This is a genomic window from Xanthomonas sp. CFBP 8443, assembly GCF_025666195.1.
GTDB lineage: Bacteria > Pseudomonadota > Gammaproteobacteria > Xanthomonadales > Xanthomonadaceae > Xanthomonas_A.
Map to the genome: position 1 here is coordinate 3,205,549 of NZ_CP102592.1, position 21,113 is coordinate 3,226,661.

At 68.9% G+C, this 21,113-nt stretch carries 18 protein-coding genes; 6 read left to right on the forward strand and 12 right to left on the reverse strand.

Translation table 11 applies throughout. From position 1 onward, the window contains the following. The first annotated feature begins 34 nt into the window (after positions 1-34). From ybeY to corA, 6 genes are all read left to right on the forward strand, one after another. On the forward strand, positions 35-520 hold the full coding sequence (ybeY, locus tag NUG20_RS13390) for an rRNA maturation RNase YbeY (RefSeq protein WP_263394954.1): 486 nt from the start codon (positions 35-37) through the stop codon (positions 518-520). 88 nt (positions 521-608) lie between these two features. Next, positions 609-1,106, forward strand: coding sequence for a hypothetical protein (locus NUG20_RS13395; protein ID WP_263394955.1), 498 nt, complete (start codon positions 609-611; stop codon positions 1,104-1,106). Positions 1,107-1,385: 279 nt separating this feature from the next. Continuing rightward, a complete protein-coding gene (locus NUG20_RS13400; protein WP_263394956.1) occupies positions 1,386-1,937 on the forward strand; it encodes a hypothetical protein in 552 nt (183 codons plus the stop codon). Positions 1,938-2,047: 110 nt separating this feature from the next. Next, positions 2,048-2,929 (forward strand): CorC family transporter, encoded by an 882-nt coding sequence (locus tag NUG20_RS13405; protein WP_263394957.1) that lies wholly within the window; start codon positions 2,048-2,050, stop codon positions 2,927-2,929. 125 nt (positions 2,930-3,054) lie between these two features. Next, on the forward strand, positions 3,055-4,221 hold the full coding sequence (locus tag NUG20_RS13410; protein ID WP_263398481.1) for a lipoprotein N-acyltransferase Lnb domain-containing protein: 1,167 nt from the start codon (positions 3,055-3,057) through the stop codon (positions 4,219-4,221). A gap of 25 nt (positions 4,222-4,246) precedes the next feature. Then, positions 4,247-5,239: a magnesium/cobalt transporter CorA gene (corA, locus tag NUG20_RS13415; RefSeq protein WP_263394958.1), complete on the forward strand. Its 993-nt coding sequence runs from the start codon at positions 4,247-4,249 to the stop codon at positions 5,237-5,239. 144 nt (positions 5,240-5,383) lie between these two features. Here the strand turns inward: corA and NUG20_RS13420 are convergent, their stop codons facing one another. The 12 genes from NUG20_RS13420 to NUG20_RS13475 form a co-directional block, all read right to left on the reverse strand. Beyond that, positions 5,384-6,748 (reverse strand): NAD-dependent succinate-semialdehyde dehydrogenase, encoded by a 1,365-nt coding sequence (locus NUG20_RS13420; protein ID WP_263394959.1) that lies wholly within the window; start codon positions 6,746-6,748, stop codon positions 5,384-5,386. A 220-nt stretch (positions 6,749-6,968) separates the two neighbouring features. Continuing rightward, positions 6,969-7,823, reverse strand: coding sequence for an ABC transporter permease subunit (locus NUG20_RS13425; RefSeq protein WP_263394960.1), 855 nt, complete (start codon positions 7,821-7,823; stop codon positions 6,969-6,971). Then, positions 7,820-8,785, reverse strand: coding sequence for an ABC transporter permease subunit (locus NUG20_RS13430; RefSeq protein WP_263394961.1), 966 nt, complete (start codon positions 8,783-8,785; stop codon positions 7,820-7,822). The genes NUG20_RS13425 and NUG20_RS13430 overlap by 4 nt, the downstream gene beginning before the upstream one ends. Next, on the reverse strand, positions 8,782-9,942 hold the full coding sequence (gene potA / locus NUG20_RS13435) for an ABC transporter ATP-binding protein (protein WP_263394962.1): 1,161 nt from the start codon (positions 9,940-9,942) through the stop codon (positions 8,782-8,784). The genes NUG20_RS13430 and potA overlap by 4 nt, the downstream gene beginning before the upstream one ends. Before the next feature lie 118 nt (positions 9,943-10,060). Continuing rightward, the gene (locus NUG20_RS13440; protein ID WP_263394963.1) at positions 10,061-11,548 is read right to left on the reverse strand and encodes an efflux transporter outer membrane subunit; all 1,488 of its coding nucleotides are present in this window, start codon (positions 11,546-11,548) and stop codon (positions 10,061-10,063) included. A gap of 7 nt (positions 11,549-11,555) precedes the next feature. Next, positions 11,556-13,139, reverse strand: a complete 1,584-nt coding sequence (locus tag NUG20_RS13445) for a DHA2 family efflux MFS transporter permease subunit (protein WP_263394964.1) — start codon at positions 13,137-13,139, stop codon at positions 11,556-11,558. Further along, positions 13,136-14,338, reverse strand: a complete 1,203-nt coding sequence (locus tag NUG20_RS13450; protein WP_263394965.1) for an HlyD family secretion protein — start codon at positions 14,336-14,338, stop codon at positions 13,136-13,138. Before NUG20_RS13450 ends, NUG20_RS13445 begins: the two co-directional genes overlap by 4 nt. Positions 14,339-15,010: 672 nt before the next feature. Then, complete coding sequence (locus NUG20_RS13455) at positions 15,011-16,144, reverse strand: extracellular solute-binding protein (protein ID WP_263394966.1); 1,134 nt, start codon at positions 16,142-16,144, stop codon at positions 15,011-15,013. A gap of 159 nt (positions 16,145-16,303) precedes the next feature. Continuing rightward, positions 16,304-17,428, reverse strand: coding sequence for a polyamine ABC transporter substrate-binding protein (locus tag NUG20_RS13460; RefSeq protein ID WP_263394967.1), 1,125 nt, complete (start codon positions 17,426-17,428; stop codon positions 16,304-16,306). A 99-nt stretch (positions 17,429-17,527) separates the two neighbouring features. Continuing rightward, a complete protein-coding gene (locus tag NUG20_RS13465; RefSeq protein ID WP_263394968.1) occupies positions 17,528-18,892 on the reverse strand; it encodes an aspartate aminotransferase family protein in 1,365 nt (454 codons plus the stop codon). Next, the gene (locus NUG20_RS13470; protein ID WP_263394969.1) at positions 18,880-19,419 is read right to left on the reverse strand and encodes a hypothetical protein; all 540 of its coding nucleotides are present in this window, start codon (positions 19,417-19,419) and stop codon (positions 18,880-18,882) included. Before NUG20_RS13470 ends, NUG20_RS13465 begins: the two co-directional genes overlap by 13 nt. Before the next feature lie 305 nt (positions 19,420-19,724). Continuing rightward, positions 19,725-21,107 carry a glutamine synthetase family protein gene (locus tag NUG20_RS13475; RefSeq protein ID WP_263394970.1) on the reverse strand — a complete coding sequence of 461 codons (1,383 nt, stop codon included), beginning with the start codon at positions 21,105-21,107 and terminating at the stop codon, positions 19,725-19,727. Positions 21,108-21,113 lie beyond the last annotated feature (6 nt).

A 21,113-nucleotide genomic window follows, 5' to 3' on the forward strand; every position in this document is an offset into this window, starting at 1 on the left:
TCGGCTCCTGTCCGCTGCGAACTGCCGTATCGCCATGACCAAAGGTCCGGTCCGCCTCGATGTCGGCGTCAGCTACGCCCTGCCCCGCGCCGGCTTGCCGGCGGCGGCGAGCTTCCGCAAATGGGTCGCCGCGGCGCTGAAGGGCCGCATCCGCGAAGCCGACCTGGCGATCCGCCTGGTCGACGCCAAGGAAGGCCGTTCGCTGAACCACCACTACCGCGGCAAGGACTACGCCACCAACGTGCTCAGCTTCCCGGCCGAGCTGCCCGAAGGCCTGCCCAAGGGAGTCAAGCTGCCGCTGCTCGGCGACCTGGTGATCTGCGCGCCGGTGGTGGCGCGCGAAGCCGCCGAACAGGGCAAGGCGCTCAACGCCCACTATGCGCACCTGACCGTGCACGGCGTGCTGCACCTGCTCGGCTGGGACCACGAGGACGACAAGGAGGCCGACGCGATGGAGCAACTGGAGCGCGAGATCCTGGCCGACCTGGGCGTGGACGATCCCTACGCCGCGGAAGGCTGATCCCTGCCGCACGGCGGGCTTTTTTGGACCGGGAGATACACGGATGCAGGCACCAGCACCAACCGCCCACGCCGGCCCGCGCACCGGGATGGCACGCCTGCACGGCGTCGCCGCCGCGCTGTGGGCTGCCGGCCTAGCCGGCTATGCGTATCTGGCGCTGATCCGTCCCGCGCCCCTGTTCGCGGGCAGCGGCAGCCTGGCCGAGGAACTGCTGCCCTGGCTGGGCGCGCTGGCGTTGCTGGTGCTGGCCACCACACCCGGCGCGTGGCGCTGGTGGTACCTGCGCCGGCACCGGGATGCCGACAGCGGCCGGGTACGCGTCGGCGCCCGCGCCGGGCGGGTCGCGCTGCTGTTCCCGCTGTCGCTCGGCGCCTGGTTGAGCTGCCGTCAGCTCGGACAGCAGATCGATGTCCATCTCGTGTTCGGCGCAGGTTCCGCACTCTTTTTCGTTGCCGCGCTGCTGACGCTGACCAGCGCCTGGCGCTGGCTGAGGCATAGCCTCCTTCCAGGTCGCCACGCCGTGCATACCGATGCATGGCAGGGTCATCGCCAAAGCGAGGACGACACGCCCGCGCGTGGCGGATGAGCCGCCGTGGCGCGCCGGCGGCCATGCTGTGCTCGCCTCGATACCGCCACCTGCGGGTCGTCGCTGGCGAATAGTGCGTCCAGCTGCGGCTGGCCCTGCATCGGCTCGACATCCGCGTATCTATGCAGAGCTGCCGCGGCCCATCCGCTGGATCGGGTGCGCTGGTCAAGTGCCGGCGCGGACGTTAACGTTGCCGCGCGGCCGCTGTGCCGCCCTGCCCCGTTCCCCGGCCCGAGGTCCAACGCGTTGATCCATCCATCGCTCGTTCTGCTCGCGCTCGTGTCCGCGCTTCCCGCGGCCGCCGCACCTGCGCCCGCACCCACGCCCACGATCGACCTGCCGGCGCTGCTGGAATGCCGCCAGCGCGTGGCCGACTTCGCCGCGCTGGGGCCGCTGCTGGCTGATCCGTTGAAGGCCGTGGCGCAGGGCTGGCGGCCGCTGCCGCAATCCAACCTGTTCATGAGCGAGTACGAGCTGGTGCGGCCGATCCAGGTGTTCGGCCACAGCACCACGCGCATCGCGGTGGCCGGCGCCAGCGTGATGGCGATCCTGGACCTGGCCGATCCGCGCCCGCTGGCCACGCAATTGCAGCTGGAAGCGGCGGTGGATACTCCGGAAAAGGCGATGTTCGGCCGCGAAGTGGTCAGCCGCGACGTGACCGATCCGAAGACCGGCGAGCCGATGATCGAATCGATCATCCTCAGCCTGTCCACGGTGAAGTCGCATCCGGGCAAGACCCTGGCCGGCTGCAGCTACAGCCTGGACCTGCCCGAGGACCCTAACGCCGCGCCCGCGCCGGACCCGCTGCACACGCCCGCCACCGGCGGCTGAGCGTCCCCATGGACGCCGCGACGACCGCCGCCGGCGTCGCGGCTCTGTCCCATTGGCCCTGCTAGACTTGCGCACATCGCCCGGCAGACCGGGTGCCGTATCCACAGAACATGTCAGAAGACGACTCTAGTAGCTCCCCTCCGGAAACCCACGAAAAACGCCGCGGCTGGCTGGAACGCCTGAGCTCGGTCTTCTCCGGCGACCCGCACACCCGCGACGACCTGGTCGAGGTGCTGCGCGACGCCCAGCACGACGGGCTGATCGCCGCCGATACGCTGCGCATGATGGAAGGCGCGCTGTCGGTGTCCGAACTCACCGTCGGCGACGTGATGGTCTCGCGCTCGCAGATGGTCTCCCTGTCCGCCGAAGCGCGCTTCCTCGACCTGATGAAGCAGGTGGTCGAATCCGGCCATTCGCGCTTCCCGGTGCACGGCGAGAACAAGGACGACATCCTCGGCATCCTGCTGGCCAAGGACCTGCTGCGCGGCGTGGTCGCCGACCACGGCCCCGGCACGGTGCGCGAACTGCTGCGCCCGGCGGTGCTGATCCCCGAGTCGAAGAAGCTCAACGTGCTGCTCAAGGAGTTCCGGCTCTCGCGCAACCACATGGCGATCGTGGTCGACGAGTACGGCGGTGTCGCCGGGCTGGTCACCATCGAGGACGTGCTGGAGCAGATCGTCGGCGAGATCGACGACGAGCACGACGACGCCGAGGACGAGGCCTCGCTGATCGCCGCGCAGGCCGACGGCCAGTACGTGGTCGACGCGCTGACCCCGATCGAGGATTTCAACGAGCGCTTCGGCGCCGACTTCCCCGACGACGACTACGACACCGTCGGCGGCCTGGTCACCGAGGCCATCGGCCATCTGCCGGAAACCGGCGAGGAACTGACCCTGGGGCGCTTCGCGTTCCGCGTGGCCCGCGCCGACGCGCGCCGGGTGCAGGCGTTCCACGTCACCATCCTGCCGCCCGGCCCGCAGGAAGACGCTTGATCCCCTCTCGTTCGCAGCGCCTGCCGGCACGCGGCTGGCCGCACTGGCTGCTGGGCACGCTGCTGGCCTGCTGCGCGGCGCTGGCGTTCGCGCAGGCCGGCACCGATCTGGCCGCGCCGCCGGCGCTGGCGCCCGCCACGGCGCCGGTCGCCGCTGCGCCCGACGCGGACGCCGATGCGCCGGCGCCGCGCATCGGCGTGGCCACGATGCAGCCGGGCGAGGTGTTCTTCGAACGCTTCGGCCACGACGCGATCGTGGTGGTGGACCCGCGCAGCGGCCAGGCGACCTCGTACAACTTCGGCTTCTTCGACCCCAGCGAACCGGACTTCGTCAGCCGCTTCGCCGCCGGCGACATGATGTATTACCTGGTCGCCCTGCCGCTGCAGGAGGACCTGGCGCAGTACCGCGACGCCGGCCGCGGCGTGGACATCCAGTGGCTGGACATGGAACCGGCGCAGGCGCGCGCGCTGCAGGCCGCGCTGACCTGGCGCGCGCGTCCGGAGAACGCGCGCTACCGCTACGACTACTACACCGCCAACTGCGCCACCATGGTCCGCGACGCGCTGGACCGGGCGCTGGACGGCGCGCTGCACGCGCAGCTGTCCGGGCGTTCGCGCGGCAACACCTACCGCAGCGAATCGGTGCGCCTTGCCTCGCCGGCGCCGTGGATGTGGCTGGGCTTCGACCTGGGCCTGGGCCCGTTCGCGGACAAGCCGCTGTCGCGCTGGGAAGAGGCGTTCGTGCCGATGCGCCTGGCCGAGAGCCTGGGCGAAGTGCGCAACCGCGCCGGGCGCCCGCTGGTGCAGGCGCGCCAGCAGGTGTTGCCGCAGCGGCTGGCGCCGGAACCGAAGGAACGACTGCGGCACTGGTGGCCGTGGCTGCTGGCCGGGCTGCTGGTCGCCGCCGGCGTGCTCGCGCTGGCGCGGCGGCCGCGCCGGCTGGCGGCGCTTGCCCTGCCGTTCTGGCTGCTGTGCGCGCTCGGCGGCGGCGTGCTGCTGTATCTGTGGGGCTTCAGCGACCACCGCGCGGCCTGGGCCAATCGCAACCTGCTGCTGCTCGACCCGCTGTGCCTGCCGCTGCTGGCCGGCGCGGTGACGCTGCTGCGCGGGCGCCAGCCCGGGCGCTGGTTCGGCGTGCTGCTGTGGACGGTGGTCGCGCTGGCCGGCGCGGCGCTGTTGATCCACTGGCTGTCGATGCTGCAGCCGCAGTTCAACCTGCAGTGGATCGCCCTGCTGCTGCCGGTGCATGCGGCACTGGCCTGGGCGTTCACGCGGCGCCGCTTGCAGCGCTGATCCCGCCCGCGCACGATTCCCGCCCATGGCCTCTGTCCCCGAAAACCCCGCCTGCGTCATCAACTGCGTGCACTACGACGGCCACGGCCGCCGCCACGACATCGCCCTGGAGCGGATCAGCGACGTGCTGGCCGAAGACGACGGCTTCGTCTGGGTCGGCATGTACGAGCCCGGCGACGACGTGCTGCAGAAGCTGCAGGAAGAATTCCAGCTGCACGACCTGGCGATCGAAGACACGCGCATGGCGCACCAGCGGCCCAAGGTCGAGGCCTACGGCAATTCGTTGTTTCTGGCGGTGCACACCGCGCAGGTGATCGACGAGCGCATCGTCTACGGCGAGACCCACGCCTTCCTCGGCGCGCGCTTCCTGCTGACCGTGCGCCACGGCGCCTCGCTGCCGTACGCGCCGGTGCGCGAGCGGCTGGAACGCGAGAAGGCGCTGATGCAGCTCGGGCCGTCCTACGCGCTGTACGCGGTGCTGGACTACATCGTCGACAACTACCAGCCGATCCTGGACGAATTCCGGCAGAGCCTGGAGCGCCTGGAGAAGGACATCTTCGCCGAGGCCTACCGGCGCGACACCGCGATCCGCCTGTACGAACTCAAGCGCGAGCTCAACCAGATGCGTCTGGGCGTGGCGCCGCTGCAGGACGTGCTCTCGCACCTCAAGCGCAATCCCGGGCCGCTGATTCCCGACGAAGTGCGGCTGTACCTGCGCGACGTGCTAGACCACGCGGTGCGCACCAACGAGGCCATCGACACCTTGCGCGAGATGCTCGGCACCGCGCTGAGCGTGAACCTGTCGCTGGTGACCCTGGCCCAGGGCGAGACGGTCAAGCGCCTCGGCGCCTGGGCCGCCCTGCTCGCCGCCCCGACCCTGATCACCAGCTGGTACGGCATGAATTTCAAGCTGATGCCGGAACTGGAATGGCCCTGGGCCTACCCGCTGATGATCGGCGGCGTGGCCGTGGTCTGCGTGGGAATGTATCTGGCGTTCAAGCGGGCGCGGTGGCTGTGAGGCCGGGACCGGGGACCGGGGACCGGGGACCCGGAAAAGCGGGATTTGCGATGGCTGAAACTCTGCGCGTAACGCGGTAGCCACCTGCTTTTGCCTTTGCTTTTGCCGTTCCGGGTCCCAGGTCCCCGGTCCCCGGTCCCGGCCTCACCCCACATACACCGACTTGATATTCATGAACTCATGGATCCCGTGCTCGGCCAGTTCGCGGCCGAAGCCGGAGCGCTTGATGCCGCCGAACGGCAGGCGCACGTCGCTCTTGACGATGGCGTTGACGAAGGCGGCGCCGCACTGCAGCTGACGGGCGACGCGTTCGCCGCGATCGCGGTCGGCGCTCCACACGCTGCCGCCCAGGCCGAAGCTGGTGTCGTTGGCCACGCGCACCGCCTCTTCTTCGTCGGCCACGCGCAGGATCGCGGCGACCGGGCCGAACAGTTCCTCGTCGTAGGCGGGCATGCCCGGCGCGACGTTGTCCAGGATCGTGGCCGGGTAGCCGGCGTGGGTGCTGGTATCCGGCGCGCCGCCGAGCAGCGCCGTGGCGCCCTTGGCGAGGCTGGCCTGCACCTGCTTGTGCAGTTCGTCGCGCAGGTCCTGCCGCGCCAGCGGCGCCAGCGTGGTCGCCTCGTCCTGTGGATCGCCGAGCCGGCGCTCGGCGGCGGCGGCGACGAAACGGCGCACGAATTCGTCGGCGATGGCGTCCACCACTACGAAGCGCTTGGCCGCGATGCAGGTCTGCCCGGCATTGTCGAAGCGCGACTTCACCGCCGCGGCCACGGTCGTGTCCAGGTCGGCGTCGTCCAGCACCACGAAGGCATCGCTGCCGCCGAGTTCCATCACGCACTTCTTCAGCTGCCCGCCGGCGTTGGCGGCGATCGAGCGGCCGGCGCGCTCGCTGCCGGTCAGCGTCACCGCGGCGATGCGCGGGTCGCGCAGCACCTCGGCGGCCTGGTCGTTGTCGATGTGCAGCACGTCGAACACGCCGGCCGGCACGCCGGCGGCGGCCAGCGCCGCCTGGATCGCATCGGCGCAGCGCGGCACGTTGCTGGCGTGCTTGAGCAACGCCACGTTGCCGGCCATCAGCGCCGGCGCCAGGAAGCGGAATACCTGCCAGATCGGGAAATTCCACGGCATCACCGCCAGCACGCAGCCCAGCGGCTCGTAGCGCACGTAGCTGCGCTGCGCATCGGTGGCCACCTGCACGTCGCGCAGGTAGTCCGCGGCATGTTCGGCATAGTAATCGCAGGCGTCGGCGCACTTGTCGATCTCGGCCAGCGCTTCCTTGCGCAGCTTGCCCATCTCCGCGGTCATCAGCCGCTGGATCTCCTCGCGGCGTGCGCGCAGCTGCGCACCGACTTTCTGCAGCAGCGCGCCGCGCTGTTGCAGCGGCGTCGCCGCCCATGCCGGGAACGCCTGCGCGGCCAAGGCCAGGCGCTGCTCGACGGCGGCGGCGTCCATCAGTTCGAGGGAATAGTCGACCTTGCCGGTGGCGGGATTGACGGTGTCGTGAGGCATCGCGACGGACTCCTGGAAATAGTGCGCTCAGCCTAGCGCCGCGAAGGTTGCGGTGGCGTGGCGATGGCGCGGTCGCGGTGGACCACAGCGTTCCGCGGCGGCCAGAGGCGGCGGCCTTTGTAGGAGCGGCTTCAGCCGCGACAGGACTTTCCCGCAGCCGGCTTCGTTCCGGCGCTCATGTCGCGGCTGAAGCCGCTCCTACAGAAAAGCGCGGATTCCGCTACCCGCCCTGCTGCAACGCCAGTTGGATGTCGCGCTGGCGGCGCTTCTCGCTGCGCGCCATCAGCCACCAGCCAACGAACGCGGCGAGCGACACCGCCAGCACCATCAGCGTGGCCAATGCGTTGATCTTCGGCTTCAGCCCCATCCGCACCGAGGAGAACACGGTCATCGGCAGCGTGGTCGAATTGGGGCCGGCGACGAAATTGGCGATCACCACGTCGTCCAGCGACAGGGTGAACGCCAGCAGCCAGCCGGACACCAGCGCCGGCGCGATGATCGGCAAGGTGATCAGGAAGAACACCTTGAGCCGGTTCGCGCCCAGGTCCATCGCCGCCTCTTCCAGCGAGCGGTCCAGTTCCTGCAGGCGCGAGGACACCACCACGGTGACGAAGGACAGGGTGAAGGTGACGTGCGCGGCCCAGATCGCGGTCACGCCCTTGGGCGGGATGCCGATCAGCCCGCCCATCGACACCAGCATCATCATGATCGACAGGCCGATGATCACCTCCGGCATCACCAGCGGCGCGGTCACCAGCGCGCCGAACAGGCTCTTGCTGGGGAAGCGGCGGAAGCGGGTCATCACCATCGCCGCCAGCGTGCCGATCACCATCGCCGCGGTGGCGGTCCAGAACGCGACCTTCAGGCTGATCCACGCCGCCTGCAGGATCTGCCGGTCGCGCAGCAGTTCACCGTACCACTTGGTCGAGAACCCGGCCCACACCGTGGCCAGCTTGGAGGAATTGAACGAATACACCATCAACAGCAGGATCGGCAGGTACAGGAAGGCGAAGCCGCCGGTCAGCACCGTCCAGCGCAGCACCCGCCCGCCGCGCAGCGCGCCCGCGCCGCTCACGCCTGACCGCCTTCGAGCTGGCGCTGCTGGTAGCGGTTGAAGATCAGGATCGGCACCATCAGCAGCGCCAGCATCGCGATCGCCACCGCCGAGGCCGCCGGCCAGTCGCGGTTGTTGAAGAACTCGCCCCACAGCACCCGGCCGATCATCAGCGTGTCCGGGCCGCCGAGCATTTCCGGGATCACGAACTCGCCCACCGCCGGAATCATCACCAGCATGCAGCCGGCGACGATGCCCGGGCGCGACATCGGCAGGGTGATGGTCAAGAACGCCTTCCACGGCCGCGCGCCCAGGTCGTAGGCGGCTTCCAGCAGGCGGTGGTCCTGCTTGACCAGCGTGGCGTACAGCGGCAACACCATGAACGGCAGATAGCAGTAGACGATGCCGATGTAGGCGGCGATAGGCGTGTACAGGATCCGCAGCGGCTGCTCGATCAGCCCCAGCGCCAGCAGCGTGCGGTTGAGCACCCCGTTGCTGTCGAGGATGCCGATCCAGGCATAGACGCGGATCAGGAACGAAGTCCACGACGGCAGCACCACCAGCATCATCGCGATGTTGCGCGACGCCGGCGACATGCGCGCGATCACGTAGGCCATCGGATAGCCGATCAGCAGGGTCAACAAGGTCGAGATCCCGGCGATCTTGATCGAGCCCCAGTAGGCGGCGATGTATTGGCTGTCGCGAAACAGCGCCAGGTAGTTCTGCAGGGTGAACTTCAGCGTCAGCACGCCGTCGCTGTAGTCCAGCAGCGCACTGTACGGCGGGCTGCTGATCGCCTGCTCGGCGAAGGAGATGCGCAACACGATCAGGAACGGGATCGCGAAGAACAGCAGCAGCCACAGGTACGGCGCGGCGATCACCGCCCAGCGCGCGCCGGGCAGGCGCCGCAGGCGCTGCAGCAGCGTGCGCCGCGGCGGCATGGGGGGCGCGGCAGGCGCGGCCGAGGCGGCGGGCGCGCTCATGCGGTCAGCACCACGCCGTCGTTGTCGCCCCACCACACCCATACCGCATCGCCCCAGGTCAGGTTGTCGCTGGCCCAGCGCTGCTGGTTGGTGAAGTTGGCCATCAGCTTGAAGCCGCTGGGCAGGCGCACGTGGTAGACCGAATGGCTGCCGAAGTAGGCGATGTCCTCGATCGTGCCCTGCGCCTTGTTGTGCGCCTGCGCCGGCGCCTGCTTGCCGATGCCCAGCTTCTCCGGGCGCACCGCGAACGACACCGGCTGGCCGGTGATGCCGGTGATGCCGTGGCCGACGTAGATGCTGTCGGCAAACGCGCCGGTGCGCAGGGTCACGTACTCCGGCAGGTCCTCGTCGATGACCGCGTCGATCAGGTTCACCGAGCCGATGAACTCGGCGGCGAAGCGGTTGGCCGGCTGCTCGTAGATCTCGTCGGGGGTGCCGACCTGCTGGATCCAGCCGGCGTCCATCAGCGCGATGCGGGTGGCCATGGTCATCGCCTCCTCCTGGTCGTGGGTAACCATCACGCAGGTCACCCCGGAGGTTTCGATGATGTTGACCAGTTCCAGCTGCATCTGCGAGCGCAGCTTCTTGTCCAGCGCGCCCATCGGCTCGTCCAGCAGCAGCAGCTTGGGCCCCTTGGCCAGCGAGCGCGCCAGCGCCACGCGCTGCTGCTGGCCGCCGGAGAGCTGGTGCGGCTTGCGCTTGCCGAGCTTGTCCAGCCGCACCAGCTCCAGCATCTCGCCCACGCGCTTGGCGATGGCCGCGCGCGACAGTCCGTCCTGCTTCAGCCCGAAGGCGATGTTCTGCTCCACCGTCATGTGCGGGAACAGCGCATAGGACTGGAACATCATGTTGAGCGGGCGCTCGTACGGCGGCAGATCGTCCAGCGGCTGGCCGTCGAGCACGATGCGGCCGCGGCTGGGCTGTTCGAACCCGCCCAGGCAGCGCAGCAGCGTGGACTTGCCGCTGCCGGAGCCGCCGAGCAGCGCGAAGATCTCGCCCTTGCGGATATCCAGGTCGACGTCGTCGAGCGCGACGAAGCCGTCGAACTCCTTACGCAGGCCGGCGATGGACAGGTAACCGCTGCCCTTGGCCGGTGGCGCCGCGGCGGCCGGAATCGCAGCCGGCGGAAGATCGGAGTTCGCTTCGCTCAACGCCATCTGTTGCTCCCCGTGGAAGACACCGCCGCGCAGGTTCGCCGATGCCGCCGGACACCGCGTGGCCGATCCCAGTGTAGCCGCGGCCGCCGCATCGGCGATACGCGGCGCAGGCGTTTTTCTACTGCGTCGGCGGCGCTGGTGGCGGCGCCCAACCCAGGCCCAGGCTCTTCTGCAGTGCCACGTAGCGCAGCAGCACCTGGGTCCGCGCCTGCACCGCGCTGTCCTGCGCCGAGGCCTGCTGGCGCTGCACGTCCAGCGCATCGATCAGCGACGAGGCGCCGGCCGCATAGCGCTGCTGCAGCAGCGCCGCGGAACGGTCCGCCGAGGCTTCGGCCTTGGCCGCGGCCAGCGCCTGCTGGCGCGCGGCGCCGAACCGCGCCAGCGCGCTGTTGGCGTCCTGCAGCGCGGCCAGCACGGTGCCTTCGTAGGCGGCCAGGCGCGCGTCGTTGCCGGCGCGGGCCTGTTCGACCTTGGCCCGGGTCGCGCCGAAATCGAAGATCGACCAGCGCAGGAACGGCGCCACCACGCTGTTGATCGCGTCGCTGCCGAGATCGCCCGGCGAGGTCGCGGCCATGCCGATGTTGCCGAGCAGGGTGACCTGCGGGAAGTACGCGCTCAGCGCCTGCCCGATCTGCGCCGACGAGGACGCCAGCTGGCGCTCGGCGCGGCGCACGTCCGGGCGGCGGCGGATCAGCGAACCGGCATCGTCCACCGGCACCACCGCCGGCAGCGTCGGCAGCGGCCGGTCCGCGGCCAGGGCGGCGTCGAGCGCCCCCGGTTCGCGGCCGATCATCAGCGCCAGCTGGTCCAGCGCTTCCTTCGCCTGCGCCTGCAGGTCCGGCAGCACCGCTTCCTGCTGCTGCAGCTGCGCCTGCGCGCGCTCCACCTGCAGGTCGGCATCGGCGCCGCGTTCGCGGCGCTGCCGGGTCAACTGCACGGTCTGCCGCGCCGCTTCTAGGTTGCGCTGGGCGATGGCGATGCGCTCGCGGGTCGCGCGATAGCCCAGGTAAGCCTGGCCCACTTCGGCGGCCAGCTGCACCTGAGTGTCGGCCAGCTCAGCCTCGTCGGCCTGCGCGTCGGCCAGCGCGCCTTCGCTGGCGCGGCGGCGGCGGCCGAAGAAATCCAGTTCCCAACTGGCGTCGAAGCCGACGCTGTACAACTCCGCGCGCGGGTCGATCGCCAGTTGCTGGCCGCTGCCGGCGGCGATCGATCCCAGACCGTCGGCCAGCGCATCCGGCGCCCTGGCGTTGAGATAGGCGGCGTTGGCGCCGACGCTGGGCAGCTGTTCGGCATGGCGTTGCCGCACCAGCGCGCGCGAGGCGCGCAGCTTGGCCTGCGCCGCGCGCAGGTTCGGGCTGTTCTGCAATGCCTGCTCGACGAGCAGGTTCAACTGCGGATCCTGCAGCGTCTCCCACCAGCGCTGCGGCGGCGGCGCGGGCACCACGCCGGCGGCCGCGGCGACCGCGTCGGCGCGATGCAGCTGCGGCTGCGCCTGCGCCGCCGCGGCCACCGGCGGCGGCTTCACGTAGTCCGGGCCGAGCATGCACGCCGACAACAGCAGCGGCAACGCGGCAGGGACGAGAACACGGGGAAAGCGCTGGGCCATGGAATCCTCAATGCATCGCGAGCGGAGCGCCGCCCTTGGGCAGCGGTTTGAGCAGGAACGCCAGCGGGATCGTGCACACCACGATCACCCCGAAGATCCAGAACAGGTCGTTGTAGGTCATCACCAGCGCCTGCTGCTGCACCAGCCGCGCCAGCTGCGCCACCGACTGCATCGCCGCGCCGGCGCCGGCGCTGGACTGCAGCTGCGCGGCGACGCCGTGCAGATAGTCCTGCGCCAGCGGCGAGTTGGCGCTGGTGCCGCTGCCGATCATCTGCGTGTGGAACACCATGCGCCGCTCCTGGAAGGTGGAGATCAGCGCCAGGCCGATCGAGCCGCCCATGTTGCGCGCGGCGTTGAACAGCCCGGAGGCGTCGCCGGCCAGGTCCGGCGGCACCGAGGAGATCGCGGCCTGGTTCAGCGACATCATCGCCAGCGCCAGGCCGCAGCCCTGCAACAGCTGGCCGGCCACGAAATGCATGCCCACCGACTCGGCGCTGAGGCGCATGTTGACGAAGCAGGCGACGGCGAAACAGCTCAGCCCGCCGATCACCAGCATGCGCACGTCCACGCGCATCAGCATCTTCGGCATCAACGGCATCAGCAGCACCGTCGGCACGCCGGACAGCAGCACCACGTAGCCGGACTGCTCGGTGTTGTAGCCGGAGATCGTGGCCAGGAACTGCGGGATCATGTACATGACCCCGAACAGGATCATGCCCACCGCCATCACCATCACGAACACCGCGCTGAAACTGCGCTGCCGCAGGATCGACAGGCGGATCACCGGTTGCCGGCTAAGGAACTGCGAGGCGCCCAGGGCGACGAAGCCGACCAGCGACACCACGCTCAGCAGCACGATCTCCGAGGATTCGAACCAGCGCTCGCGCTGGCCTTCCTCCAGCACCACGGTCAGCGCGCCGAGTCCGGCAGTCAGGCCGAAGATGCCGAGCCAGTCGGCGTCGAGCAACCCGCGCAGGTTCATGCGCTCGTGCGGCAGGCCGAGCAGCAGCAGCGCCACCAGCCCGGCGCAGATCGGCACGTTGATGAAGAACGCATAGTGCCAGCTGACGTTCTCGGTCAGCCAGCCGCCGAGCAGCGGCCCGATCACCGGCCCCAGGATCACGGTCATGCCGAACAGCGCCGTGCCCATGGTCTGCTGCGCCGGCGGCAGGCGCGTGGCGACGATGGTCAACGCGGTGGGGATCAACGCGCCACCGGCGAAGCCCTGGCCGACGCGGCCGAGAATCATCATGCTCAGGCTGCTGGACAAGCCGCACACCACCGAAAAGAAGGTGAACAGCAGCGCGCAGATCAGCAGGAAGTTGCGCAGCCCCAGGGTGCGCACGAACCAGCCGGTCAGCGGGATCATCACGATCTCGGCGACCAGGTAGGCGGTGGAGATCCAGGTGCCTTCGGTGCCGCTGGCGCCGACCTCGCCCTGGATGGTCGGCAGCGCCGCGTTGACGATGGAGATGTCCAGCGTCGCCATGAACGAGCCGATGGTGCCGGCGGCCACCGCCAGCCACGCGCCGGCGTCGGCCTTCTGCTGCGCGCCCGCGCCCGCCGCCGGGGCAGCGGCGGCCTCGTTCACGGCCGGCCCTCGCCCTGCTCGCCTTCCTGCTCGACCCGCTGCTTGGCGTCCTTGGCCGCACGCGTATCCACCGTGACCGTCACCGACATGCCCGGCACCAGCACCTTGCGCGCCTCCGCGCCGGCCTTGAGCCGGATCCGCACCGGGACCCGCTGCACCACCTTGGTGAAGTTGCCGGTGGCGTTCTCCGGCGGCAGCAACGCGAACTGCGAGCCGGTGCCCGGCGCGATGCTCTCGACCACGCCATCCAGTTCGACCCCGGACAGCGCATCGACCTCGATCCGCGCCGGCTGCCCGGGCCGCATCAGCCCGACCTGGGTCTCCTTGAAATTGGCGCTCAGGTACAGCGCATCGACCGGCACCACGCTCATCAAGCGGGTGCCGGCGGCGACGAACTGGCCGACCTGCACGGTCTTGTCGCCGATGCGGCCGTCGATGCGCGCGGTCAGCCGGGTGTCCTCCATCGCCACCTGCGCCTGGTCGGCATCGGCCTGCGCCTGCTGCAGCCCGGCGCGGGCCTGGTCGAGCTGCGCGCCCGCGCCCAGCAGTTGGCTCTCGGCGGCGGCAACCTGCGCCTTGGCCGCGTCGTACTGGGCCTGGGCGCGATCGCGATCGTGGACGATGCTCTCGTAGTGCTCGTGGGTATCGGCGCCGGACGCGGCCAGCGGCGCGAAACGCCTGGCCTCGGCCTGGGCGAAGCGCAGGCTGGCGGCGGCCGCGGTGACCTGGGTGCGCGCCTGCAGCAGCGTCGCGCGCTGCGCCTGCAGGGCGGCCTCGGCGGCGGCGATGTCGGCCTGGCGCACCGCGACCACGGCCTGCGCCTGCTGCTGCGTGGCGCGATAGGTGCGTTCGTCGATCTGCAGCAGCGGCTGCCCGGCCTTGACCGTCTGGTTGTCGCCGACGAACACCGCGGTCACGTAGCCGTTGACCCGCGGCGCCACCGCCACCGAGTCGGCCTGCAGGTAGGCGTTGTTGGTGTCCTGCAGGTAGCGGCCGGTGGTCAGGTAATAGACCAGCCATGCGACCAGGCCGACCACGACCACCAGGCCGATCAGCAGCAGAGTCCATTTCACCTTGGGGTTCTTCAGCGGCGAGGGCTTGTCCGGCTGCGTGCCATCGCCCTGGGCCGGCGCGGCCCGGCCATCGTCCGAAGCCGCCTGCCGTTGCGTCTGCGTGGGATCTGGGTCGTGGGTGCTCAAGTCGCGGTTCCTGGGGGAGGATTGGAGGGACCGTCACCGCAGGTGCCTGACAGGGCACGGCCATGCACCGCACCCGCCGGCCCTCCACCAGACGGTGGCGTACGGACGACACAAGTATCTGTACCGGCGAGTCCAGATTGTGTGAATGCCGCCGATGGCGGCATTCAGGGGCGCCGGCATGGGCTCGCGCGCCGCGGGGCACGTCTATCCGATCTTGCCTGCCACAGCGACCGACGACGTCCCTCTCCCCTTGGGGGAAGGTGCCCGAAGGGCGGATGAGGGTACGGGCAAACACGCGCGCTATCCGTCATTGCGAGAGGGCTGCGAGATGGCGACAGCGTGTTCTCCCAAGATCTGCAACTTCCCAGCACCGCCGTACCCTCACCCCTACCCCTCTCCCGCAGGGAGAGGGAAATCATGGCGTCGTTGCTGTACGGCAGGCTGAGCCATTGCAGGTGCGGAGGCGTCGCACAACTCCCTTCTCCCCTCGGGAGAAGGTGCCCGAAGGGCGGATGAGGGTACGGGCAAACACGCGCGCTATCCGTCATTGCGAGAGGGCTGCGAGATGGCGACAGCGTGATCTCCCCAGACCTGCAACTCTCCGGCGCGGCCGTACCCTCACCCCAACCCCTCTCCCGCAGGGAGAGGGGCCAATCATCTGCTGCGAGCCGCTCAGCGCCCCGTCTTCAGCTCCGTCCACAGCCGCGTGTACTGGCGGTCCACTTCCGGCGGCATCACCGCTAGTGCGAACAGCTTGGCCTGCACCTCCGCAGGCGGATAGATCGTGCGGTCGCCACTGATGGCCGCATCGATCAGCGGCAGCGACTTGGGCACCGCATTCGGATAGCTGACGAAGTTGGTGTTGGCCGCGGCCACTTCCGGGGTCAGCAGGTAGTTGATGAACTGGTAGGCGTTCTCCGGATGCTTGGCGTCCTTAGGGATGGCCAGCATGTCGAAGAACTGCAGCGCGCCTTCCTTCGGAATCGAATAGGCGATGTGCACGCCGTTCTTGGCCTCCTCGGCGCGGTCGCGCGCCTGCAGGATGTCGCCGGACCAGCCCACCACCAGGCAGGTGCTGCCCTTGGCCAGCGCGTCGATGTACTGCGAGGAATGGAAGTTCTGGATGTAGGGGCGGATTTCCTTGAGCTTGGCCGCGGCCTTCTCGATCACCTTCGGATCGGTGCTGTTCGGGTCCTCGCCCAGGTAGTGCAGCACCGTCGGCACGATCTCCGAGGCGGTGTCGAGGAAGGTCACTCCGCAGTCCTTGAGCTTGGCCAGGTTCTCCGGCTTGAACACCAGGTCCCAGCTGTCGGCCACATCGGTCGTGCCGAATGCGGCCTGGATCTTGTCGACGTTGTAGCCGATGCCGGTGGTGCCCCACAGGTACGGCACCGCGTAGGTGTTGCCCGGGTCCTGCTGGGCGATGCGCTGCATCATCGCCGGGTCCAGATTGGCCAGGTTCGGGATCTTGCTCTTGTCCAGCGGCAGGAACACGCCGGCCTGGATCTGCCGGCCGAGGAAACTCAACGACGGCACCACCACGTCGTAGCCGCTGCCGCCGGCCAGCAGCTTGGCCTCCAGCACTTCGTTGCTGTCGAACACGTCGTAGGTGACGTGGACGCCGCTGTGCCGCTCGAAGCCGGGCACGCTGCCCTCGGCGATGTAGTCCGACCAGTTGTAGACGTTCAGCTGCTTCGCATCGCCGGCCGCATCCGCCGCATCCGCCGCGTCGCCCTGCCGGCCCGCTTCGCCGCAACCGGCCAGGCACAGCACCGCCACCATCCCCGCTATCGCTCGCCGCTTCATCGTCGTCTCCATGCCGCCCGTTGCGGGCGGCGGTTGGCGGGACGCGCACATGGCGCGCATCCCGGTGGTCCTCCCCTTCGGCGGCCGCGCGCGGCGCGGCCGTACTGCGTGCAGGCGCCGCGCCGTCGCGCCGCGCCATGGACCACGGACGCGACCGCCTCAGCGGCCGGTCTTGATCTCCGTCCACAGGCGGGTGTACAGCTTGTCCACCTCCGGCGGGTTGATCGCGTAGGTGAACATCTTCGCCGCCACCTCCGGCGGCGGATAGATGGTCGGGTCGTTGCGGATCGCCGCATCCACCAGCGGCGTCGCCTTCGGCACCGGGTTGGCGTAGTGGATGAAGTCGCTGTTGGCCGCGGCCACCTCGGGGGTCAACAGGTAGTTGATGAACTTGTAGGCGTTCTCCGGATGCTTGGCATCCTTCGGGATCGCCAGCATGTCGAACCACTGCGGCGCGCCTTCCTTGGGAATCGAATAGGCCACGTGCACGCCGTTCTTGGCTTCCTCGGCGCGGTCGCGCGCCTGGATGATGTCGCCCGACCAGCCCACCGCCAGGCAGGTGCTGCCGTTGGCCAGCGAGGTCACGTATTGCGAGGAGTGGAAGTTCTGCACGTACGGGCGGATGCTCTTGATCAGCGCCGCGGCCTTCTCGATCTTGGCGGTGTCGGTGCTGTGCGGATCCTCGCCCTGGTAGTGCAGCGCGATCGGGATCAGGTCCGACGGCGTGTCGAGGATGGTGACGCCGCAGTCCTTGAGCTTGGCGATGTTCTCCGGCTTGAACACCAGGTCCCAGCTGTTGGCGATGTCGGTGCTGCCGAACGCGGCCTTGACCTTGTCCACGTTGTAGCCGATGCCGGTGGTGCCGACCATGTACGGCACGCCGTACTTGTTGCCGGGATCCTGCTGCGCGATGCGCTGCATGATTTCCGGGTCCAGGTTGGCCAGGTTCGGGATCTTGCTCTTGTCCAGCGGCAGGAACACGCCGGCCTGGATCTGCCGGCCGAAGAAGTTCAGCGTCGGCACCACCACGTCGTAGCCGCTGCCGCCGGCCAGTAGCTTGGTCTCGACCATCTCGTCGCTGTCGAACACGTCGTAGGTGACCTTGACCCCGCTGGCCTTCTCGAACTCGGGGATGGTGTTCTCGGCGATGTAGTCCGAGTAGTTGTAGACGTTGAGCACCTGGTCTTCGCCCGCCGCGGGCTTGCCGCCCTCCCCGCCGCCGGAACCGCCACAGGAGGCGAGCAGCGCCGCAGAAAGGGAAAGAGTGAGCAGTCGCAGCTTCATTGCAGGTCTCCGCAGGTCCGTGGGGAAGATCGGAAGATACACGCCGCGGCGCCGCGCGGCCGAGTCGGGGGCTGACGGCCCAGACTAACCAGCGCCGGCCTATTTGCCCAGCGCCTGCGCGGTGTCCTCCAGCGCCAGCCAGGCCTTGTCGAACAGTTCGTCGACCTGGGCGCGGCTGAGGATCAGCGGCGGCGACAGCAGCATCGCATCGTTGGTCGCGCGCAGGATCAGGCCGCGGCGTAGCGCGTGGTCGCGGCACAGCGCGCCGACCTTGCCGCGGTCGGGAAAATAGTGCCGGCGCGGCTTGTCCGGGACCAGCTCGAGCGCGCCGATCATGCCGACGATGCGCGCCTCGCCCACCAGCCGGTGCTCGCCCAGCTCGGCCCAGCGCTGCGCCAGGTAAGGCGCGATCTCGTCGCGCGCGCGGGCGACGATGCCCTCGTCCTGCAGCAGGCGCAGGTTCTCCAGCGCCACCGCCGCGCACACCGGATGCCCCGAATAGGTGCAACCGTGCGCCAGTTCGCCGCCCTGCTCCTTCAGCACCGTGGCCACGCGCTTGCCGAACATGGCCGCGCCGAGCGGGATGTAGCCGGAGGTGATGCCCTTGGCGATGGTCATCACGTCCGGCTGGAAGCCGAAATGCTGCGCGCCGAACCATTCGCCGGTGCGGCCGAAACCGCAGATCACTTCGTCGGCGACCAGCAGCACGTCGTAGCGGCGGCAGATGCGCTCGATCTCCGGCCAGTAGCTGCGCGGCGGGATGTAGACGCCGATCGCGCCCATGATCGGCTCGCCGATGAACGCGGCCACGCGCTGCGGCCCCAGCTCCAGGATCTTGTCCTCGAGCCGGCGCGCGGCCAGCAGGCCGTATTCCTCCGGATCCAGATCGCCGCCGTCGCCGAATGGGTACGGCGGGTCGATATGGTGGATGTCGGGAATGGGCAGCCCGCCCTGGCGGTGCATGCCCTTCATGCCGCCGAGACTGGCGCCGGCCATGGTGGTGCCATGGTAGCCGTCGTGGCGGCCGATGAAGATGCTCTTCTGCGGCTGGTCCTGCACGGCCCAGAAGTGCCTTACCAGGCGCAGGATGGTGTCGTTGGCCTCGGAGCCGGAGTTGGTGAAGAAGGCATGGTCGAGGTCGCCGGGGGTGAGTTCGGCGAGTTTGGCGGCCAGGCGGATGGTCGGCTCGGTGGTGCACTGGAAGAAGCTGTTGTAGTACGCCAGCTGTTCCATCTGCCGCGCGGCGGCCTGGCCCAACTCCTTGCGTCCGTAGCCGACGTTGACGCACCACAGCCCGGCGAACGCGTCGAGCAGCTTGTTGCCATCCGCGTCCCAGACGTAGGCGCCGTCGCCGCGGGTGAGGATGCGCGTGCCTTTCTGGGCCAACGCGGCGTTGTCGTTGAACGGGTGCAGGTGATGCGCCGCATCCAGGTCCTGCAGGGCCCGCGTGTCTATCCGATCCATGTCCACTCCGTACTGTGCCGAGTTGCCGTTGCCGCGCCTTGGTTGCCGCTGTCGCCTTGCCGTTGCTGTTGCCTTAGCTCTTGCTGTTGCCCTGCGTGGCTGTTGCCGTTGCCCTGCTGTTGCTGTTGCTGTTGCTTGGCTGACGCTGTTGCTGTTGCTGTTGACTTACCGGGTTCCCTTCCGCAGCGGCGGCCATGGCGGGGAAAAACCCCGAAGGGGCGGCGCACAGGGATGTGCGCCGTTCGCGGCAGGGGCAGGATGCCCCTTCCGCGAATCCCCGACATGGACGCGGACCTGGAGCGCGCAGCGCGGAAGGCGCTCGGCAGGGCGCGCTTTCTTTTGGTTACTTTTCTTTGCGCGAGCAAAGAAAAGTGACTCGCGCCAAAGCGCGAAAGCTTTTGCCTTTGCTTTTTTGCCTTCGCTTGCAAGCCTTGAGCAACAACATAAGCATGAAGCAGGAGCAGAGCTTCCGCTGCGCGGGTCACTTTTCTTTGCTTGTGCAAAGAAAAGTAACCAAAAGAAAGCACACCCTGCCTCCGCGCCCTCCGCGCTGCGCGCTCCGGGTCCGCGAACCAGACGGGATCCGCGGAAGGGGCATCCTGCCCCTGCCGCGGACGGCGCACATCCATGTGCGCCGCCCTTCGGGTTTTTCCCGCCTGGTTCGCCGCTACGGAAGGGAACCCGGTAAGGCAAAGCAAAGCAACAGCCAAAGCCAAAGCCAAAGCCAAAGCCAAGCTAGGCAACAGCACAGCAACAGCAACAGCAACAGCAACAGCAAATCCTATGCGGGCGTACCGCTCATAGCTGCCCCGTCACAAGACGGATGGCCACCTCACACGTTGAGCAGCAGGAACTCCCGCTCCCACGAACTGATCACCCGGAAGAACGTCTCGTATTCCTTGCGCTTGACCGAAATGTAGGCGCGCACGAAACGCGGCCCCAGCATCTCCTGCAGCGGCACGCACCGCTCCAGCTCGTCCAGCGCCTCGCCCAGCGAACGCGGCAACTGATAGCCCATCTCCTTGCCGTTGCCGCTGATCGGCTCGGTCGGCTCCAGCTTCTCGCGGATGCCCAGCAACCCGCAGGCCAGCGTCGCCGCCATCGCCAGATACGGATTGGCGTCGGAGCCGGCGAAACGGCTCTCCACCCGCATGTTCTCGATCGTGTCGATCGGCACCCGCAGTCCGCAGGTGCGGTTGTCGAAGCCCCACAGCACGTTGCTCGGCGACACCTCGCCGAACATCAACCGGCGGTAGGAGTTGACGTTCGGCGCCAGCAGCGCCATCGCCATCGGCACGTACTTCTGCAGCCCGGCCAGGTAGTGCGCGAAGGTGCGGCTGTACTCGCCGGCGCGGCGGCCGCTGAACACGTTCTTGCCGTTCTTGTCGACCAGGCTCTGGTGGATGTGCATCGCACTGCCCGGCTCGTTCTCCATCGGCTTGGCCAGGAACGTGGCGTAGACGCCGTGGCGCATCGCCGCCTCGCGCATCGTGCGCTTGAACAGGAACACCTGGTCGGCGCGCGACAGCGCGTCGGAATGGGTGAAGTTGACCTCCAGCTGCGCCGCGCCGGATTCGTGGATCAAGGTGTCCACGTCCAGTTCCATCGCGTCGCAGTAGTCGTACATCAGGTCCAGGATCGGGTCGAATTCGTTGACCGCGTCGATCGAGTACGACTGCCGCGCCGTCTCCGGCCGTCCCGAGCGGCCGGCCGGCGGCAGCAGCGGGAAATCCGGGTCGGTGTTCTTCTGCACCAGGAAGAATTCCAGCTCCGGCGCCACCACCGGCTTGAAACCGATCGCCGCGTAGGCCTGCAGCACGCCGCGCAGTACGTTGCGCGGCGCCAGGTCGTGCGGTTGGCCGTCCTTGGTATAGCAGTCGTGGATCACCTGCGCGGTGGGGTCGGTGGCCCACGGCACCATCCGCACCGTGTCCGGATCCGGGCGCAGCTGCATGTCCGAGTCCGACGGCGAGGTCAGGTCGTAGTAGTCGTCCGGATACTCGCCGGTGACGGTGGTGGCGAAGATGCCTTCGGGCAGGCGCGTGCCGTAGTCGTGCGAGAACTTGGCCGCGGGAATGATCTTGCCGCGCGCGTTGCCGGTGATGTCCGGCACCAGGCACTCGACCTCGGTGATGTGGCGGTCCTTCAGCCAGCGGCGCAGCGAGCTTTCCTGCTGTTCGGGGGTGTTCTTGCGGGAACGCGATCGGCTGGCCATGGGGGA

What these genes read in the sequence shown, in the direction of transcription:
- ybeY (WP_263394954.1), top strand. Translation starts at nt 35, where the DNA reads ATGACCAAAGGTCCGGTCCGCCTCGATGTCGGCGTCAGCTACGCCCTG.
- NUG20_RS13395 (WP_263394955.1), top strand. Translation starts at nt 609, where the DNA reads ATGGCACGCCTGCACGGCGTCGCCGCCGCGCTGTGGGCTGCCGGCCTA.
- NUG20_RS13405 (WP_263394957.1), top strand. Translation starts at nt 2,048, where the DNA reads ATGTCAGAAGACGACTCTAGTAGCTCCCCTCCGGAAACCCACGAAAAA.
- corA (WP_263394958.1), top strand. Translation starts at nt 4,247, where the DNA reads ATGGCCTCTGTCCCCGAAAACCCCGCCTGCGTCATCAACTGCGTGCAC.
- NUG20_RS13420 (WP_263394959.1), bottom strand. Translation starts at nt 6,748, where the DNA reads ATGCCTCACGACACCGTCAATCCCGCCACCGGCAAGGTCGACTATTCC.
- NUG20_RS13430 (WP_263394961.1), bottom strand. Translation starts at nt 8,785, where the DNA reads ATGAGCGCGCCCGCCGCCTCGGCCGCGCCTGCCGCGCCCCCCATGCCG.
- potA (WP_263394962.1), bottom strand. Translation starts at nt 9,942, where the DNA reads ATGGCGTTGAGCGAAGCGAACTCCGATCTTCCGCCGGCTGCGATTCCG.
- NUG20_RS13440 (WP_263394963.1), bottom strand. Translation starts at nt 11,548, where the DNA reads ATGGCCCAGCGCTTTCCCCGTGTTCTCGTCCCTGCCGCGTTGCCGCTG.
- NUG20_RS13455 (WP_263394966.1), bottom strand. Translation starts at nt 16,144, where the DNA reads ATGAAGCGGCGAGCGATAGCGGGGATGGTGGCGGTGCTGTGCCTGGCC.
- NUG20_RS13460 (WP_263394967.1), bottom strand. Translation starts at nt 17,428, where the DNA reads ATGAAGCTGCGACTGCTCACTCTTTCCCTTTCTGCGGCGCTGCTCGCC.
- NUG20_RS13465 (WP_263394968.1), bottom strand. Translation starts at nt 18,892, where the DNA reads ATGGATCGGATAGACACGCGGGCCCTGCAGGACCTGGATGCGGCGCAT.
- NUG20_RS13475 (WP_263394970.1), bottom strand. Translation starts at nt 21,107, where the DNA reads ATGGCCAGCCGATCGCGTTCCCGCAAGAACACCCCCGAACAGCAGGAA.